This is a genomic window from Paenibacillus sp. FSL H7-0690 (assembly GCF_037980415.1).
Classification (GTDB): domain Bacteria; phylum Bacillota; class Bacilli; order Paenibacillales; family Paenibacillaceae; genus Paenibacillus_AQ; species Paenibacillus_AQ odorifer.
This window is the reverse complement of record NZ_CP150281.1, coordinates 6575633-6594064: the sequence shown is the minus strand read 5'-3', so window position 1 is coordinate 6594064 and position 18432 is coordinate 6575633. Positions and strand designations below refer to the sequence as shown.

Sequence of the window (18432 nt, the reverse complement as noted above, 5' to 3'; positions counted from 1 at the left end):
TATTTAAGGCGAGGTGCACATAATGATACGACCATTAACCTTCAAAAAAATTATAACGCTGCTGCTGGCAGCCTCCCTGCTAATCCTGCCTACTCAGGCAGGAAGAGCTTATGCTAATTCGGATACCACAGAAGCGATAACCTCTTCCCAAGGCGGCGTTAACCAGTTTGACTATTTCAGTCATGTCTATGACCGTCTAAATGATGCTAACCATGTATTTAAAACAGCGACATATGAAGATATCGTTCATCTTTTTGAGAGTGAAGGCACATACGCTGTTCTGGTTGGCGGCGCTTGGAGTGAGAATACACAGGCCGATATCGGCTTTATCAACGAGGCAGCCAAGGAATATGGCATCTCAACGATTTATAACTTTGATACTAAGCTGGACGGGGACACCCTTCAGATTGCAGACAGCAATAATAAATTTGCCTATAAATATGTTGATCTGGTCAACAAGTATTTGAAGAATTTAAATCTGTCTTCCAAAGATGATCCAGAACGCAATGTCAGCTATACCAATAAAAACGGGGAAGTTGTGACTGCTAACAAGCTCGAGTCTCCATTCTTATTGGTATACAACAAGGATCACAAGGATGCACAGGGAAATAGTGCTCCTATCGTATCCTATCTGGATAAGAGCTATTCGTGGAATGAGTTCCTGACGAACGGAACACTTGATGCGGCGAAGGTTAATGCGTATAAAACATCAGTAAGTGAGGTGCTGGGTGCCGCTTCCCGATATGACACTATCGACGAGTCGGCTTATATCAAGGCTGCATTTAATAAGAACTATGAAGGGGAAAATGAGGGCAAACCTACGATCTTCAACGAAGCGGATGGCACGCTTGTTTATGAACATGTGACCTATCATCAGCTGAAGCAAATTTTAGCGAGTGAGGGAAACTATGCGATTTTGTTAGGCGGCTCGTGGTGCCCTAACACGCAAGCGGTGATTAAATATATCAACGAATATGCCAAAAAACATAATATCCATAAGATCTACTTCTTCGACACTAAGCTGGATGCTGGTGTGACCGTTGCTGAGCCTAATAACAACAGCGGCACTAAGGGCAGTGCGAATCCGCATAATAATAATGAGCTTCAGATTAGAACCACCAATCATCCGTATGCGCAGCTTTATGTTGATCTGGTTCGTACTTATCTGACTAATATCAAGACCGAAAACAATACAGCTGCTAAACCAACTGTAATTAGTTATGTAGATGGACTTGGAAACACCGTGAGCGGAGACAGACTTCAGGTTCCATATCTGTTCACTTATAACAAGGACAACAAGGATGCAGGAGGCAAAAACACACCGATTCTAGGGCATGTTGAACTTATGTACAGCTGGACGAATATCCAACCGGATTACGTGCAGGCTAATTACCCAATCGGAGCCAGATACAATAACACTACAACAGCGCTGGATAAAATATTCTCCAGACTCGAAGCTGTGCCGGCAGGACTTACGGGTGTAGCACCAACTGCGGCCGACAATAAGGATGGGCAAATTGTAGGCACCAGTTCAGCATTGGAATTTAAGCTTGCTGGAGACGAGGCTTACACCCCAGTTTCGGGATCAGCCATCACAGGGCTTGCACCTGGTGTTTACAAGGTAAGATATGCCGCAACATCGGGCTATCAAGGGCCAACTTCCGCAGCTGGACCCACAATCATTCCTTATAATGCTGGCGAAGACGTAAGTGTGGAAGTTCCTGCTTACACCCATCAACAAGCAGCTCCGATAGGACTGGTAGGCGTAGCCCCTACTTCTGAAGCTAATGATGATGGGCAAATTACGGGTTCAGCGGAAGGACAGGAGTATAAAGGCGTTGGAGAAGCTGATTATAAGCCTGTAACAGGTGCGGCTATCACTGGTCTTACTCCGGGCTTCTATAATGTGCGATATGCGGCAAAAGAGGGATACAGCGTTGGTAAAGACGCTACAGTTGAAGTCCCGGCATATGGTGAGCAAGCGGCACCTACAGGATTAGTAGGTGTAGCACCAACCAGTGCAGCTAATGACGACGGTAAAATTATAGGAACTACGAAAGCGCTGGAATATAAGCTGTCTACCGTTACCGATTATGTCTACGCATCAGATGTAGAGATCGTTGGACTTGTGCCGGGTATCTATCAGGTAAGATACGCAGCTAAAGAGGGATTTAACGCGGGTAGAGCAGCAGATGTAATCGTTCCAGCATTCACTGCGGAACAAGCAGCTCCAACTGGGTTACAGGGAGTTGCTCCTACCTCAGCAGCGAACAACGATGGAAGAATTACGGGAACCACGACAGCCTTAGAATATAAGCTGTCGAGTGTAACTAATTATGTGTATGCACCAGATAAAGAAATCACAGGATTAATACCGGGCACGTATCAAGTGAGATACGCAGCCAAAGAAGGTTATAAGGCAAGTCCAGCGACTGACATTGTGGTTCCGGCCTATGTGCCTATTTCAGATCCTGGAACAGGTGGAACAGGTGGATCGGGTGGCAATTCTACACCGAGCACGACTACACCAACACCATCAGCAAGCCCGCAACTGGTTGCTGCGGCAACAGCAGGGAATACCGTGAACCTGTCAGCAACAGCGGCAACTAAAACGGATAAAACCACAGGAGTTACTACTGCTACGATCACAAAAGAAACGGCTGCTGAATTTGTGAGTCTCGCTAAGAAGGCAGAAGCTGATGGGAAGAAAGCTGTTCTTGAAATTAAAGTTGCAGCTACTTCGGATACTCAAACAGCTGATCTTATACTTCCAAGAAGCATAATTAATGAGTTAGCCGCCGGAACGAAGGCGGAGATTACCATTGATTATGAGAATGTGGGTACGATTACGTTTGATGCCAAATCATTGGCGAGCATTAGTGCAGCTTCAGATGCCGGAGACATCATTGTTAGAATCGCGAAGGTGTCATTAACGGCAGAAGGCAAGGCTGTTCTCGGAGACAGACCGGTCTATGACTTGTCGGTTATAGCGGGTGAAAGTACGATTTCCACCTTCGGTGGGGGGAGTGTTCGTATCAGCGTACCGTATGTGCTGCAAGCGGGAGAACGGTCAGATGCGGTTATTGTGTATCACATTAACAGCACTGGAAGTTTGGACAATGTACGTGGAAATTACAATGCCGCCAAGAGAACTGTAGATTTCGTAACCACACATTTCTCCCAATATATTATTGGATATAATCAGGTGAGCTTTGCAGATGTTCCAGATGCATCGTGGTATAGCCATGCAGTAGGTTTCTTAGCAGCACGCAGTATCACATCTGGTACGGATGCTGAACATTACAGTCCTAATGCTGCAATCACTAGAGGGCAGTTCATCGTCTTGTTGCTCAAGGCTTATGACATCACACCGGATGCCATTGCTGCTGATAATTTTGCAGATGCAGGTAATACGTATTATACGAATTATCTTGCTACAGCTAAGCGTCTTGGGGTAGCAACCGGTTCGGGAGATAATCAATTCCAGCCAGATATTCAGATCACTAGGCAGGAGCTATTTACACTCTTGTACCGCTCGCTTGTAGCGCTAGGTGAACTGCCATCTGAGAAGACAGCGGCCACGCTTGCCGGCTTTAGTGATGCTGGACAGATCGCTGGTTATGCACAAGAAGCCCTTCAAGCGCTGGTAGAGAGAGGCGTAGTGACCGGAGCGAACGGTAAACTCAATCCAAAAGAAGTCACTACAAGAGCAGAAGCAGCACAGGTTATTTACAATTTGCTATCCAAATAATCAGCCACTAAGACATAGCGGACGTCACGTAAGTAGCGTTCAACTATGAATGCGGCGACTTGGTTTGGCTAAGACAGCAGAGCAGCGATTCCTCTTTTATTGGAGTATCGCTGCTCTGTTTTTTTGTTTGTTAGCAGGCTGGCTGGTTGCCCTTGCCCTGTCCGCTTGCCCTCATGCCCTCATGCCCGCTTGATTCAGCAGTTCATTCATTATCGGCGCGGCTTTCGGACCCAGATGACGTTATTTTCCACTTTCCAGCCTTTGGGGCATAGTTTCGGACTCCAGCGACGCTATCGCTTTGAAAAAGGTGCGTTTATGGTGTTTTTCATGCTGATAGCGACTATAGGGTCCTTTAGCACTCCAAATGAGGTAAAAAGCCGCGTATAAGGTCAGCTGTGTCCGATAGCGTGCTCGCTCTCTTACTTATAAATGCTACCCGACCAAACGTACGCTGATCTTAGTCTGGTTTGCTCAAATAGAGGGGGTGCCAACAGCCATTTCGTGGCATCGGTGGTGCTGCCTTTCGCTATAAATCTCTAGTGGGTGGCCTAATGGCCACTCTTTTTTAACTAGACATAAGATTAGCAGACTAAATCATGGAAGAGGATTCTACTAAATGATACAATTATTGTAATTACATAAAGTAGTAATATTTCACATTATTGATTAGTTACTAGAAAGGGGACTGAGATATGGGTTTAGCTGACGATCCGGTCATAGCGATTTCAGGTTTATGGATGAACTATACAGACCGAATGGTGCTAAAGGGAATTGATCTTAAGGTATATAGAGGACAAATTATTGGTTATATCGGCCCTAACGGGGCAGGCAAGAGTACAACGGTGAAGATTATGCTCGGTCTGGTAGAAGGATATAACGGTAAAGTGGAGATTTTCGGTAAGGATATTGCCGATGGAGATGTTTCTTACAAGAAACGTATAGGTTATGTGCCGGAGGTAGCCGAATTATATGATAGCCTCACTGCAAGAGAGTATCTAACCTTTGTTGGCGAGCTGTATGGGCTAGGTCGTGCGGAGGCGGACTACAAGGCCAAAAAATTAACTACACTGTTAGGTTTGGAGAAGTCTTACGATATGCGGATTTCTTCGTTCTCAAAAGGGATGAAGCAAAAGGTGCTGCTTATCTCCAGCATGCTGCATGACCCTGATATTTTATTCCTGGATGAACCGCTGAGTGGTTTGGATGCTAATAGCGTGATGATAGTGAAGGAGATTTTTGCATCGCTGGCAGCAAGGGGGAAGACCATTTTTTACTCCTCACATATCATGGATGTGGTTGAGAAAATCAGCAGCCGGATCATTTTGATTGATGGCGGGGATATTGTGGCGGACGGAAGTTTTGCAGAGCTGAAGGAGAAAGGCCGCGAAGGGACGCTTGAAGATATTTTCAATCAATTAACCGGATTTGATAAATACCGTGATATCGCTGGTGAATTTGTTGCGGTCATGCAAGAGCAAGAGGTATCCTCTTATGACTGATTTCTTCGTGCTAAGGCTGTTGGATAAGCTGCGGGGTGCCTTTATAAGATTTGGAGTCGATTACGACACCATGCGGAGTATTTTACAGATCAAACTGACCATGGACGGAAGAAGAACGCCTACAGCGCTTGCAGGTATGCAGAAAAAGGAGAACGCTAAAGAAGGTTCACCTTTGCGATTACAGTGGATTTATTTACTATTTGGTTTAATATTAATTCCGCTAACGCTATCCAACGATCACTATATGCTGCAAATGAGCTTAACCTTTGGGATCATTATGTTTTTTGTCTCCACAACCCTGATCTCTGACTTTTCTTCAGTAATGCTTGATTTACGTGATAAAAATATTCTTTTTTCCAAACCCGTCAACCGTACCACCTTAAATATGGCCAAAACCATCCACGTACTTCTCTACTTAGGGACAGTTACATTGTCGATCACTGGTCCATCTTTGGTATTCAGCCTATTTAAGCAGGGGATCGCTTTTTTTCTGATGTATGCGGTGACAATTGTCTTGTTAGACTGTTTTATCCTCGTAATAACTGCACTGCTCTACCTGATAATCATGCGGTTTTTTGATGGGGAGAAGCTCAAGGATATTATAAATTATACGCAAATCCTTCTGACGATCGGAATAATGGTGGGCTATCAATTCATCTCCCGGTTGTTCAACCTCACTGAGCTTGGCGCTGCTTATCATCCTGCTTGGTGGCAGTACTTTATTTTTCCGGTTTGGTTCGCGGCTCCGTTTGAACTGTTGCTTGGTGGAGCTAGAGAACCCTATTACTTCATTCTTTCAATGCTGGCTTTGATAACCCCACTTGTACTGATCGCAGCCTATATTAAGCTGATGCCGCAGTTTGAACGGAATTTGCAAAAGCTGGCGGAGCAAGGCTCCGGTGGAAAAGACAAGGGCCAGATCGCAGAGTGGCTCTCCCGCAGAGTATGTAAGGAACCGGCAGAGGGGATTTTCTTTCGGTTTACTTGGTCCATGATGAAGAATGAGCGCGATTTTAAGCTGAAGGTCTATCCTGCACTTGGCTTTTCTATCGCATTCCCGTTTATTTTTATATTTGGTATATTGCAGAATAGTTATGATGGTTCCCTTAAAGGTTCAAAAGTGTACTTGTTAATCTATTTCTGCACGATGTTAATGCAGACTGTAATACAGATGCTACGATACTCTACAAGTTATAAAGGAGCTTGGATTTATAGGCTGATTCCTTTACCCGATAGCACGCCTATTTACCGTGGGATGCTTAAGGCGGCGCTGCTACGGCTAGTCTTGCCTTTATTTGCTGTAGATGCGGTATTGTTCATTCTGTTGTTCGGTGTGCACATTGTACCTGATTTAGTAGTGGTATTATTCGCCATGCTGATTTTCTCAGTCATCTGCTTTCGTGTTTATCCGCGGAGCTTACCTTTTTCAGAGCGTTATGAGGCGGCTAAACAAAAGGATTACACTGGAGTCGCCTTCATGCTTATGTTTTTGCTGATGGGGATGGCGGGTATTCATTATGTCTTCACTTTATTTACCGGAGGAATTTACATCTATCTGTTAGTTCTGGTAGTTTTGAATCAATGGTTATGGCGAAAGACCTTCCCCAAAACCCCATCAACCACAGGTCACATATCCAACTTTTCGGGGTGAGTGAATGCGTCAAATATGGACATTTTTTGCCGACATAAAAAAAGGGTATAAATTCCAGTATTTTCTTAGACAATCGGCTGAATACAAGGTAGAATACATCTAAAGTTGCTTTTCAGGGATAACCTATAATCTTTACGCACTCTTCCATTTATCTGATATTCGTGTACTGATTTTTTACTTGAGAAATACGCTGCAGCGATTACGGTATTCAAAACCGGTGAAGAGGTTAACTAATGGATAAAATGGGAATCCACTATAACGTTTGGATTGTTTTACTATCATTTGCGCTAGCGGCGACTGCAGCTTATTCCGCGCTGAATCTGATCTCGCAAGTCCCTCGTTCGTTTGGGAAAGTTCGTCGCTTATGGTTAATATCGGGGGCATGTGTACTCGGCAGTGGCATATGGTCGATACATTACGTAGGGATTATGGCGAGCCGTTTTCCTTTTAGCGTGAATTATTATCCAGGCAGGGCTGTATTATCGTTATTGGTTGGTGTGTTGTGCTGCTATTCGGCATTCCGGATTACGTTTGTGCCACGTTTAAGAAAAAGTTGTTTAATAGTTAGTGGTGTTCTTCTAGGCAGCGGAATTTCGGCTATGCATTATATCGGAATGTCCTCCATGAAGATCGCAGCGGAGATTCATTATGAGATATGGACTCAGACATGTGCTGTAATCCTCGTTATGCTCTCGTCTTTTATCGGATTATTTCTATTTCACAAGTTTAAAGACTATGTGGGTTTTAACCGCTGGAAGTTATACTCTGCTCTCTTTATCGGATTTTCGGTGACTGGATTGCATTATACGAGTGTAAGGGCGACTCATTTTGAATATAACGGTCTACTAGGCAATACAACTTTTTTTATGGAGACTGATGTTATTCTTTTAATGGGAGTGTCCTTGGTAACGCTATTTATGCTTGCGATTTCTGGTGGTGCTGTATTTCTGGACCGGCATGTGCTGGAACGGATGGCTTATTATGATCCACTAACTGATCTTCCGAACAGGCATGGCCTGGTACGTTATTTTAAAGATGAATTTTTCGGGAGTAGATCTGGCGCCGTATTTTTTGTGGATCTGGATCGGTTTAAGTCGATTAATGATACGCTTGGACATGATATAGGCGACTTGTTACTGCGAGAGGTCGCTATAAGATTAAGACGCTCTGTAGGAAGTAAGGGCAAGGTCTTTCGTTTGGGCGGAGATGAATTCCTGATCGCTCTTCCAGATTGTACTGTGGAGGATGCGCAAGAGGAAGCAGAGCACATTTTATATGAGCTTAAGAAATACTACAGCATTCAAGGTAATGAGCTATATGTTACTGCAAGCGTGGGGATCAGTATGACCCCTATGCATGGAACTGACCGCTCAGCGTTAATGAAGGCAGCCGATACAGCTCTTTATACCTCTAAGGATTCGGGTAAGAATAAATTCAGTGTGTTCGATCAGGAGATGAACCGCCATCAGCTGCGACGGATGTCGCTGGAGAAGGATCTTCGTAAAGCGCTGGCACGCTCCGAGTTTATGGTTGTGTACCAGCCAAAATGGGATTCGTATATGAACGTTACCGTGGGTCTTGAAGCACTGCTGCGTTGGCGGCACCCTGAACATGGGATAATCTCCCCGGCTGAATTCATTCCCATTGCAGAGGAAACGGGACTGATTGTCCCGATTACCTATTGGATGCTGCATGATGTATGCAGCCAGAACATGCTTTGGCATAAGGAAGAGATAGCAAATGTCGCAGTCTCTATTAATATGTCAGCACGGATGTTTGAGGGCGGGGGCTTATACGATGTTGTAGAAGAAGCACTCACACGTTCAGGTCTAGAGCCGCATTTCCTTGAACTGGAGATTACAGAGTCCATTGCGATGAATAACATGGAAGAGACGGTTGCGCAGCTCTCCAGACTTCGGGCACTTGGGGTAAGGGTATCACTGGATGACTTTGGGACAGGCTTTTCATCCCTTGGTAATTTAGATGAGATTCCAGTGAACACACTCAAGATTGATCAAGTGTTTATTCGTAAGAGCAAGATGCATTCCAAGAAAGCCATTATCAGTAATATCATTGCGATTGCCACCAATCTTAATATGGAGGTCGTGGCGGAAGGTGTGGAGACACCAGAGCAGATTGAGCTGCTGCAATCCTTAGGCTGCAGAGTGATGCAGGGTTATTATTATGGGCGGCCAATGCCGGTGCATGAGCTGGGCCAGTGGTTTATAGCGAATACAGCAGTATCGTAGCAGATGATCTCAATACATAGAATAAGGGGCTAGCGTCTAAGCAGAATATCTCTGCTTGAATGCTAGCCCCTTTGTTATTAAGAAACCTTAAATCGTTCAATCAGAATTTGCAGCTTCTCAGCTAGGGAGGACAGGAAAGCTGCTGCAGACTCAACTTCCTCCATTGCGGCAAGCTGTTCTTCTGAGGAAGCGGATAATGTCTCTGCACTGCTGGCCGTCTGATTAGCAACATTTACGATATTCTGAAGGGTTGTAACGAGACGGTCGGAGATCAGTGAAAGCTGGCGAACCGTTCCTGAGATCTGCTGGCTTTGTGAGGCCATTCCCGAGACAGACATTTCAATTTCCGAGAAGGACTGGCCTGCCGTGGCAATCATTTCTCTGCCGTGCTCCATCTCTTCTGTAGAGCGTTTCATAGTTTCTCCAGCCTGATCCATCTGGTTTACGATGATGTTGACCAGTTGGCCAATTTGCGCAGCGGAATGGGCTGAGCGCTCAGCCAGCTTACGTACGGAATGAGCAACGACCGCGAACCCTCTTCCCTCTTCTCCAGCTCTTGCGGCTTCAATCGCTGCATTCAGGGACAGGAGATTGGTTTCTTCTGCGATGCTGGCAATAGTACCCACGATATTTTCAATTTCTTTGGAATAACCACCCAAGGTTTCAATAATGAGTGCTAGGTCGGTAATACTGTCACTTACGACTCTCATCTGCTGTGTGGTGGAATCCATTGCCTCACGGCCTGTACGTGCTTTATTAGCGTTGCTGACCGCATTATTCATTGCGTTATCTGCATTGCCTGCAATCTCTGTGATGAAACGAGACAGGTCTTGTACAGACTTATATTCACCCTCCATATTCTGCAGCTGTGAATTCGCGGTATCGGCAAGTTCAATCGTAACATTGACGCTATATTCACCGGCCCGGTTGGTTTCCTGCGCACTGGCGGAGAGCTCTTCGGAAGAGGAGGCTACCTGCATGGAGGTCTCATTGACCTCGGTAATAAGTAAGCGCAGGCTTTGGGTCATGTCATTGAAATCACGGGCTAATGTACCAATCTCATCCTTGCTGTTGAATAAAATAGGATTATGAGTAAGGTCGCCCTGTGCAACAAGGTTGACCCCTTTGGACAGCTTCGTTAACGGACTAATCATTCGGCGGATTAACAGATAAGCTGCCACAATAGCTATAACCAGAATGGAAGCACCGATAATAAAAGGCTGAACAATGATATCTTGAGTTCGTTCTTGAATTATGGAGCCATCGAAATTAATAGCCATCAGCGCAACTATAGGTTTAGATGGATCGTGATCCTGATAGATGGGGCCGTAACCTGTCTTAAGTGAGGTACCTTCGTATGTATAAACCTTGGAGTAGGAGGAATGCTTATGCTCAGTAATCATTTGCTTATCTTCATCTGAAAAATAAAAAGTATCGCCTGCTTTATAACCTCTAGCCTGGAAGCTTGAATCTGCGGCAAGTACTTTTCCGTCTAAGGATAAGATGAATGCCTCTTTAAAAATAGCCTTATGTGCTACAATCCAACCGATTCGATCCTCTACAGCCTCCAGTTTACTTTGATCGCCTGCCAACAATGCGGAAATGTCTGCGGGGTCAATCAGGCCGGTTGTAATATTAGCGCATCCTACCAATTCGATACCTGCGGCTTCGTCTACTTGCTTATAAGCTGTACGGTATCCGAAAAACCCGATGGATGATCCTACAAGAAGTAAGACGACGAACATCATCCAAGTTAATTTAGTTGCTAATTTCATTCTTCGCACCAACCTTGACAAATTATGTTCTCAGTGATAATAGCTCTCACCTCTACGATTATATCGTATTGATATGCTTATAACCTTACATGGAATATAGTATTTCTGTGTCGGAAATTGGAGAATGGTGGAAGTTTGCGCTTTCCATCATGCTTTCAATGGTTTAGTAGACAAAACCATTGAATCATAACCAGTTCTAATGGTACGCTTGAGTTATTAAAAACGGATTGGGGTTGAACAAATATGCCACATCAAATAGATCCGTTAATAGATCGTCTAGGACTATCCATGTGGAGAGTACAGCGTAAGATTATGTCTCAAATGTCTTTGCACAAAGAACTCGGACTTACGGTGCCACAGATGGGTCTGTTAAATATGATAGCGAAAGAAAAGAAGTCGCGGGTGGTACAGCTGGCAGAATGTATGGAGGTCAAATCCAGTGCGGTGACGGTGATGCTGGACCGTTTGGAGGTGCTGGGTTATATCAAACGTGAGCCGGATGGGAAGGATCGGAGAGCGGTTGTAGTGACGATCACCGAAAAAGGTCAGCAGGTGCTCGAAGAAGGACATTTCCGGTCCAAAGAACTGCTGGCGGAGCATTTATCCATACTGAAGCCCGAAGAACTACGCAACTTTGCAGAGTATTACCGTATGATCGAGGACCAGGAGCGTTAGTCAGCTAAGCTTCGGAATGGATATCTTTATAAAAACAGCAGAGCAGCGGTTCTCCTTATTGGAGAATCGCTGCTCTGCTGTTTTTGTTCGTTGGCTGCCTACGCCCTGTAATTTATTGTTTAGGTTGTTTGTCAGGCAACTGAGTGATATAGCTGTGGGAAAGCTGTAAAAGCCTCAAGGCACGGTTATATTCGTCTTCAGTGGCACTCGGCGTTGTTCCATTGTTATAAATAGAGTACTGAGTGTTGTCTTCAAAGCTGTTACCAGGAATAAGCAATCCTGAGCTGGCAATGAATGAACCAGAAGGTAAATAATATCGTTCTGGCAGCAAATTATAAGTCTGACTGAGTAGATCTTGACCAAAATATACGTTATTCTCTAATGAAATCCCAAGCAGACTGGCTGCGGTTGGCATGATATCTACTTCCCCGCCTACTTCGTCAATGGTCTGCGATGCTACGCCAGCACCTGCATGAATAAGCAGAGGGATGTTCATCATATCCGCATAACTGTATTCATGACCATAGATTTCAGTCATCAATTCTTTATCATCATGATCGAGGGAATAAATCGGCAATCCCATATGATCTCCATAAATCATGATTACACTATTGTCCCAGACACCATTTGCTTTTAGCTCTTCTACAAAATGTCCAAAAGCATCATCCGCATAGTTCTGGGAACGGATATAGTCACCAACAAAAGTACCTTCATAACGCTCCGGCAGCTTCATGCGGTATTTTTCTTCCGGAATAGTAAAAGGGTGATGCGCTGACATTGAAATGACTTGAGCGTAAAAAGGCTGCTCCTGTTGGTCCATTTCTTTTAGTTTATCGGCTGTCTTACTGTAGAGCGTATCATCAGAAGCTCCAAAGAAGAAGACATCATCTTCACCAAAAAATTTGCGGTCATAATAATGATCGAAGCCGAGGGAGTCATACAGCTCGCCGCGGTTCCAGAATTCTACGACATTGGTGTGGAAGGTTGCTGTCTGATATCCATTTTCTTTAAGCACGCGTGGCAGACTTGGAAGTACCTTATCCACATAAGACATCGTTGCCGCTCCACGTGGAGGGATGTAGAAGGAAGTGTTAACTACGAACTCTGCATCCGACGTATTCCCTTGGCCAACCATTTGATAGAAATTAGGGAAGTAAAGACTGTCCTTCATTACCTTGTTCAGGTTCGGTGTAATTTCTTGACCGTCTAATTTAAGTCCCAGCAAGAAATTCTGGAAAGATTCCATTTGAAGAATAATAAGGTTCTTGCCTTTAGCGATGCCTTGAAGTGGAGAACTAGCCGCAGTATTAATCCCCTTCAATTTGTTGATGGCATCCTGTGTAATGTCACTTGAATCGACTAGCTCAGGCTCTTCTTTAGCGAAGATCGTATAAGCTTCATAATTAAGAATTCCCATTTCTTGAGCTTTCTTAATTTCGTTCATACTGGCCTTATTAGGCAAGATGTTGAACAAACATAAAGCAAGTGAGACTGCAAACAGAACACTATACTTAAGTTTTCCGCCACGGCGGTGGTTGATATTCTCTTTCTTATAGACCCGGCCTTTTTTATTAAAGAAGAAGTAGACGCCAAGAATAATGATGTCTGTAAAAATCAGCAGGTAGTATGGATCCATTAGTGAGAATACGCTGTTGCTGACGGCGGTGACTTGATTCACCTGCTCCGCTGCATGGTAAGTCACAATAACACCGTAATATTTAAAATACATAATGGCTGCGAAGAAAATGGCTGTCACTAATAAATTTACGGTCATGTAATATCCGAGCTTGCGCTTGGAACCAAAACGTTCAATGATACAGAAGAGCGCCCAAGCAAAGGGGATTTCAGTTAATAATGATTTCCAGGGCAATATATCGTCAAAGATTACGCCCCATGCCAAGAAAGCTTTTAGAATAAAAATTATTGTGAAAAACACAAAAGGTTTAACGATCCACTGTTTAAAGTTAAAGGATGACACAGCTTCGCCTTCTTTCTACATGATAAAACGCCATTTCCCGGCTAGGAAGAAACAGCGCCCAGACAAAATAATTCCATAGTAATAAAATTTATTATGCAGGGCTAGCTATAGAATGTCAAAAATCGAGAACCTAAGTATAAGCTTAGTGGAGCGCGTAAAGTTGAACACAAAGGGTTGAAGCTGACGCTCCTGCTCTCATGCAGGGTTATACAACGAATTCAGGACTAAAATGGCAATTGGGAACAAAAAGGATATATGGATAATAAAAGGAGGTGATGCTGGATGAGCTCTACAGTAGCTTTATCAGTTAGAACTCTCGTTGAATATGTTTTTCGCAGCGGAAGCATTGAACCTGGCTTTCATGGAACGGGCGCTATGGTCGAAGGCACAAGAATTCATCAGAAGATCCAAAAGCAATATAAGGAAGGTGACCGCAAGGAGGTTTATTTGAAAACGGAGATTCCTTATGGAAACCTGCTTTATGTTGTAGATGGGCGTTGTGATGGATTGCTTGTCTCGGAGGATGGGAGCTTTACGGTCGAAGAAATCAAATCAACCTCCGGACTGCTGGATTTACTGGATGAAGGACATGAGGTTCATTGGGCACAGGCGCTGATGTACGCATATATGGTGGCTCTGGAGCAAGAGCTTTCTTCTATTCAGGTTAAGCTTACCTATGTCCACCGGGCTACTGATGAGCAAAAAAGCTTGTACCGAACGTTGTCTTTTGAAGAACTGATTTCATTTGTGAATGACACAGTGGCTAGATATGCTCCATACGCTGAGATGATGGTTCGTCATGATGCTAAGAAGGAGCAGAGTCTTCGGGAGTTGAGCTTTCCGTTCTCCTCTTATCGAAAGGGACAACGTCATTTTGCAGGAGCTGTATACAAGTCCGTCGTGGAAAAGGTCAGTCTGTTCGCTCAAGCCCCCACAGGTATCGGGAAAACAATGTCGACGTTGTTCCCTGTCCTTAAAGCGATGGGCGAAGGACAAGCTAAAGGATTGTTCTATTTAACGGCAAAGACGGTTACCCGTTTTGCCGCGCAGGAAGCCATCTCGCTGTTGCTAACGCAGGGTCTTCAGCTGCATGTCATCACACTTACCGCTAAAGAGAAGGCTTGTTTTCGCGAAGAGGGGATATGTGGTAAGGATTCCTGTCCTTATACGGATGGTTATTATGACCGGATCAACGAGGCATTAATGGATCTGTTAGAGCATGAGACGCTGATGAGCAGAGACACCCTTGCACTGTATGCTCACAAACACAAAGTGTGCCCATTTGAGTTCTCGTTGGATGCAGCCTATGCCTGTGATGCTGTGATCTGCGATTACAATTATATATATGATCCTCGCATCAGTCTGAAACGGCTAACAGAGGAAAGAAAGAGAGAAACGGTACTTCTAGTAGATGAAGCACATAATCTGGTAGGCCGGGGACGGGAAATGTTCTCCGCCTCTTTGCTGAAAGCCCCTTTCCTGGAAATCCAGCGCCAATATAAAGAAATGAACCGGAATTTGAGTACAGCCGCTAAATCGGTGAATGCTTTTTTCATCTCCCTTCGCAAAATTTGCAATGAAGAGGGGCAAGGGCAGTGGGACTCGTTCCCGGAGGAGCTGCCGGCTTTGCTTGAGATATTTTCTTTGGAGGCGGAACAGGAGCTTATTCACCCGAGCTCCAGTATTGTCTCACTGAATGGGGAAGGAGAAGGGGAAAATGTCCTCTTGGATACCTATTTTGCAGTTCAGGGCATGCTCCGCACCTTTAAGACCTATGATGAACGCTACATTACCTATGCGGAGGTTCGTAGAGGGGATGTCTATCTCAAGCTATTCAATTTGGATCCCTCGCATCTGCTACGGCAGATGTCCAAGAGCTTTCGCAGTCAGATCCTGTTCTCAGCTACACTTTCTCCATTATCTTACTACCGGGATATGATTGGTGCAGCGGAGGAAGATTACAGTTTAACCGTGTCTTCCCCTTTTCAGAAAGAGCAGTGGGAAGTAACCGTCTTACCTGTCTCCACACGTTATCATGACCGGGAAGCCTCCCTAGTTCCGTTGACTAAAGCACTGAGCCAAATGGTCTCTAAAAAGGGCAACTATCTGGTGTTTTTTCCTTCGTACCTCTATTTGCAAAACGTATATCAGGCCTTTACGGAGTATTACCCTGAAATCCGGACATTGATGCAGGATACTGGCATGAGCGAGCAAGCTAGAGAAAGTTTTTTAGCCGCATTTAGTCCAGATAATGACGAGACGTTATTGGGATTTGCTGTACTTGGAGGGATTTTTTCAGAAGGTGTGGATCTGCCAGGGGATCGCCTCAATGGGGTTATGGTTGTTGGCGTTGGCCTGCCACAGCTTGGTCTTGAACGCAATCTGCTGCGTCAATATTTTAATGCCAGAGGAAAAAATGGCTTTGATTATGCCTATGTCTATCCGGGAATGTGTAAGGTACTCCAAGCCGGAGGCAGGTTGATTCGCAGCGAGACGGATACGGGCATTATCGTGTTGGCGGATGACCGTTTTTTGCAGAGTCCATATATGCATTTGCTTCCCGAAGAATGGAGAGATTATCTTATACGCTCATAAGAGGTTATAATCTACGAAAGGGTATTCATAATCAATCGGCAGGAGGAAATAATATGACAATAAAAGTGGGTATTGTGGGTACAGGTTGGTTCTCTAAGGTACATGCTGATTTGCTGGCGGGGATGGCTGATGTCCAGTTGCAGGCAGTCTGTGGAAGCAGTAAAGCCAAAGGCGAAGATATGGCACGTCCATATGGAGCTGCTGGATATGGTGATATTACAGAGATGTTGGATGCGGAGAAGCTTGATGCTGTTTATATCTGTGTGCCTCCACAATCTCATGGTGCGATTGAACGTTCATTAATCAAGAGGGATATTCCTTTTTTTATAGAGAAGCCGCTTAGTATGACTACTGAAATTCCTGCCAGCTTGCTGCAAGATATTAAAGAACATAATTTATTGACCTCGGTAGGCTACCATTTCCGCTATCAAGAGAATGTTAATAGGCTCAAGGAAACACTACGTGGTGACAAGATCGGTATGGTCATGGGCCAGTGGATGGGCGGCATGCCGGGCGTAGCTTGGTGGCGTGATCAGGAGCAATCCGGAGGACAGTTCACCGAGCAGACCACTCATATCGTCGATTTGGTGCGTTATCTGGCAGGAGAGGTAAAAGAAGTATACGGCATGTTCGGAAATCGAATTATGCATGAGCAGCATGAAGGTGTGAGTGTAGCCGATGTAGGTACCGTATCTCTGAAGCTTGAGAATGGAATCATAGCTAATATTTCAAATACATGTGTGCTGCCTGATCCGGTAGGAAGTGTAGGTCTTAGTTTCTATAATGATCGGGGATTGCTGGACTGGAACCCGGATCGTCTCTTGGAAGTGCGAAGTGGCAATAGCACCGAATTTGAAAACACAGGAAATCCATATTTAGTGGAAAGTGAAGCTTTTCTGTATGCTGTACGGACAGGAGATCGTTCGCGTATTCTCAGTGACTATGAGGATGGATTCAAGACGCTTAAAGTAACTTGTGCGGCTTACGAGTCCGCACAAAGTGGACTTCCGGTTAAATTCTAAGTTTGGATTCTTAAAAAAAGGACATGCCGCCTTAGATGTGCTAAAGAGACGTGTCCTTGGCTCAAGCTGGGTTAGCCTAGTGGAGGAATATTGCGAGTAAAGCTGGCGCCACACCTATGGATAACAGCGCGGACAGAATCATCGCAATACTGGAGATGGTTCCGGTCAGTGAACTAAGCTCGAAGGCCTTGGATGTTCCTGTACCATGCGCAGCGGTTCCCAGCGATACACCACGCGCGATTTCATTGTCAATGCGGAAGATGCGGAGTACTGTAGGGCCCATCATTGTACCGAGTATCCCGGTAATGATGACGAAGACTGCAGTAATACTCGGTACACCGCCGATACTTTGCGAGATGCTCATAGCGATCGGTGTAGTCACCGAACGTGGAACCAGACTGGCTGCCAGATCGCCGCTGACATGCAGCCATTTGGCGAGCAGAATGGAAGAGATCACCGCTGTTATCGTCCCTGACAGCACGCCTGCCGCAATTTCGGCGGCGTGCTTTTTGAGCACCTTGAAGTTTTTATGCAAAGGGATTGCAAAGGCCATAGTTGCCGGTTGCAGCAAATCCGTCAGCCATTTGCCTCCCGCATTGTAAGAATCATAAGTAATGCCTGTGATGAGTAAGAAGATAATCATAAGCACGGGTGTAATGATCAATGGAGAGGTGTACACTTTGCCACTAGAAGCATAAATGCGTTTCGCCAGTAGATATACAGCAACCGTAAGACCGAAGAATAATAGAGCGTTTAACATGATCCTTTCCGCTCCTTTGCTTTGTAAATTCTACTGGTAAGTAATCCGGAACTGGCCATTACAACAATCGTACCCAAAATGACCACCGCGAGGATACGTAAACCATCAGTTTCCAGAATATTGGCGTATTTCATTACGCCGATAGCAGATGGAATAAAGAACAGCAAGAGCTCAGCCAGTAGCCAAGAAGCACCAACTTCAACCCAATTCAGATGAATGACACCAAACTCAAGCAGAAGAAACAATATAATCATTCCGAGTATGCTTCCGGGAATAGGGATATGCAAAAATGGGGTTACAGCATTGATTAGTAATGAGAATAGGGTGAGTCCCGCTACCTGCAGCAAGCCTATAACAATCTTTTTCATAAGGCTTCGCTCCTTTCATGATAATGAAAGTTTACATCAATTGTTTTCATAGGTAAAATGAATAGATTGAATAAATGACATTCCTTTTGTCTATGGATCGGAGGTTGGA

11 protein-coding genes are annotated in these 18432 nt (G+C 44.8%); 7 read left to right on the top strand and 4 right to left on the bottom strand.

Annotation, left to right across the window (positions count from 1 at the left end):
- The first annotated feature begins 22 nt into the window (after window positions 1-22).
- The 4 genes from MHI32_RS29010 (at window position 23) to MHI32_RS28995 (ending at window position 9150) form a co-directional block, all read left to right on the top strand.
- Entirely contained in the window at window positions 23-3751 is a 3729-nt protein-coding gene (locus tag MHI32_RS29010; RefSeq protein ID WP_340011547.1) for an S-layer homology domain-containing protein, read from the top strand.
- A gap of 692 nt (window positions 3752-4443) precedes the next feature.
- Window positions 4444-5250 (top strand): ABC transporter ATP-binding protein, encoded by an 807-nt coding sequence (locus MHI32_RS29005; RefSeq protein ID WP_036682032.1) that lies wholly within the window; start codon window positions 4444-4446, stop codon window positions 5248-5250.
- The gene (locus MHI32_RS29000) at window positions 5243-6901 is read left to right on the top strand and encodes a hypothetical protein (RefSeq protein WP_340011545.1); all 1659 of its coding nucleotides are present in this window, start codon (window positions 5243-5245) and stop codon (window positions 6899-6901) included. Before MHI32_RS29005 ends, MHI32_RS29000 begins: the two co-directional genes overlap by 8 nt.
- A gap of 233 nt (window positions 6902-7134) precedes the next feature.
- Window positions 7135-9150, top strand: coding sequence for an EAL domain-containing protein (locus MHI32_RS28995; protein ID WP_038573706.1), 2016 nt, complete (start codon window positions 7135-7137; stop codon window positions 9148-9150).
- 77 nt (window positions 9151-9227) lie between these two features.
- On the opposite strand, the gene MHI32_RS28990 is transcribed toward MHI32_RS28995, so the two are convergent.
- Window positions 9228-10925, bottom strand: a complete 1698-nt coding sequence (locus MHI32_RS28990; RefSeq protein WP_076124006.1) for a methyl-accepting chemotaxis protein — start codon at window positions 10923-10925, stop codon at window positions 9228-9230.
- A 243-nt stretch (window positions 10926-11168) separates the two neighbouring features.
- On the opposite strand from MHI32_RS28990, the gene MHI32_RS28985 reads away from it, so the two are divergent.
- Window positions 11169-11600, top strand: a complete 432-nt coding sequence (locus tag MHI32_RS28985; protein WP_081383619.1) for a MarR family transcriptional regulator — start codon at window positions 11169-11171, stop codon at window positions 11598-11600.
- Between the two features lie 112 nt (window positions 11601-11712).
- On the opposite strand, the gene MHI32_RS28980 is transcribed toward MHI32_RS28985, so the two are convergent.
- The gene (locus MHI32_RS28980) at window positions 11713-13578 is read right to left on the bottom strand and encodes an LTA synthase family protein (RefSeq protein ID WP_076124004.1); all 1866 of its coding nucleotides are present in this window, start codon (window positions 13576-13578) and stop codon (window positions 11713-11715) included.
- 282 nt (window positions 13579-13860) lie between these two features.
- Between MHI32_RS28980 and MHI32_RS28975 the strand changes: the two genes are divergently transcribed.
- Window positions 13861-16173, top strand: a complete 2313-nt coding sequence (locus MHI32_RS28975; RefSeq protein ID WP_340011542.1) for a helicase C-terminal domain-containing protein — start codon at window positions 13861-13863, stop codon at window positions 16171-16173.
- A 53-nt stretch (window positions 16174-16226) separates the two neighbouring features.
- Entirely contained in the window at window positions 16227-17195 is a 969-nt protein-coding gene (locus MHI32_RS28970) for a Gfo/Idh/MocA family oxidoreductase (RefSeq protein ID WP_076219739.1), read from the top strand.
- Window positions 17196-17271: 76 nt separating this feature from the next.
- Here MHI32_RS28970 and MHI32_RS28965 read toward each other — a convergent pair whose 3' ends face one another.
- Both MHI32_RS28965 and MHI32_RS28960 read right to left on the bottom strand, forming a co-directional pair.
- A complete protein-coding gene (locus MHI32_RS28965) occupies window positions 17272-17955 on the bottom strand; it encodes a CidB/LrgB family autolysis modulator (protein ID WP_076123999.1) in 684 nt (227 codons plus the stop codon).
- Window positions 17949-18323, bottom strand: coding sequence for a CidA/LrgA family holin-like protein (locus MHI32_RS28960; RefSeq protein ID WP_076123997.1), 375 nt, complete (start codon window positions 18321-18323; stop codon window positions 17949-17951). The genes MHI32_RS28965 and MHI32_RS28960 overlap by 7 nt, the downstream gene beginning before the upstream one ends.
- Between the last annotated feature and the right edge of the window lie 109 nt (window positions 18324-18432).

What these genes read in the sequence shown, in the direction of transcription:
- MHI32_RS29010 (WP_340011547.1), top strand. Translation starts at nt 23, where the DNA reads ATGATACGACCATTAACCTTCAAAAAAATTATAACGCTGCTGCTGGCA.
- MHI32_RS28990 (WP_076124006.1), bottom strand. Translation starts at nt 10,925, where the DNA reads ATGAAATTAGCAACTAAATTAACTTGGATGATGTTCGTCGTCTTACTT.
- MHI32_RS28975 (WP_340011542.1), top strand. Translation starts at nt 13,861, where the DNA reads ATGAGCTCTACAGTAGCTTTATCAGTTAGAACTCTCGTTGAATATGTT.
- MHI32_RS28960 (WP_076123997.1), bottom strand. Translation starts at nt 18,323, where the DNA reads ATGAAAAAGATTGTTATAGGCTTGCTGCAGGTAGCGGGACTCACCCTA.
- MHI32_RS29000 (WP_340011545.1), top strand. Translation starts at nt 5,243, where the DNA reads ATGACTGATTTCTTCGTGCTAAGGCTGTTGGATAAGCTGCGGGGTGCC.
- MHI32_RS28995 (WP_038573706.1), top strand. Translation starts at nt 7,135, where the DNA reads ATGGATAAAATGGGAATCCACTATAACGTTTGGATTGTTTTACTATCA.
- MHI32_RS29005 (WP_036682032.1), top strand. Translation starts at nt 4,444, where the DNA reads ATGGGTTTAGCTGACGATCCGGTCATAGCGATTTCAGGTTTATGGATG.
- MHI32_RS28985 (WP_081383619.1), top strand. Translation starts at nt 11,169, where the DNA reads ATGCCACATCAAATAGATCCGTTAATAGATCGTCTAGGACTATCCATG.
- MHI32_RS28970 (WP_076219739.1), top strand. Translation starts at nt 16,227, where the DNA reads ATGACAATAAAAGTGGGTATTGTGGGTACAGGTTGGTTCTCTAAGGTA.
- MHI32_RS28965 (WP_076123999.1), bottom strand. Translation starts at nt 17,955, where the DNA reads ATGTTAAACGCTCTATTATTCTTCGGTCTTACGGTTGCTGTATATCTA.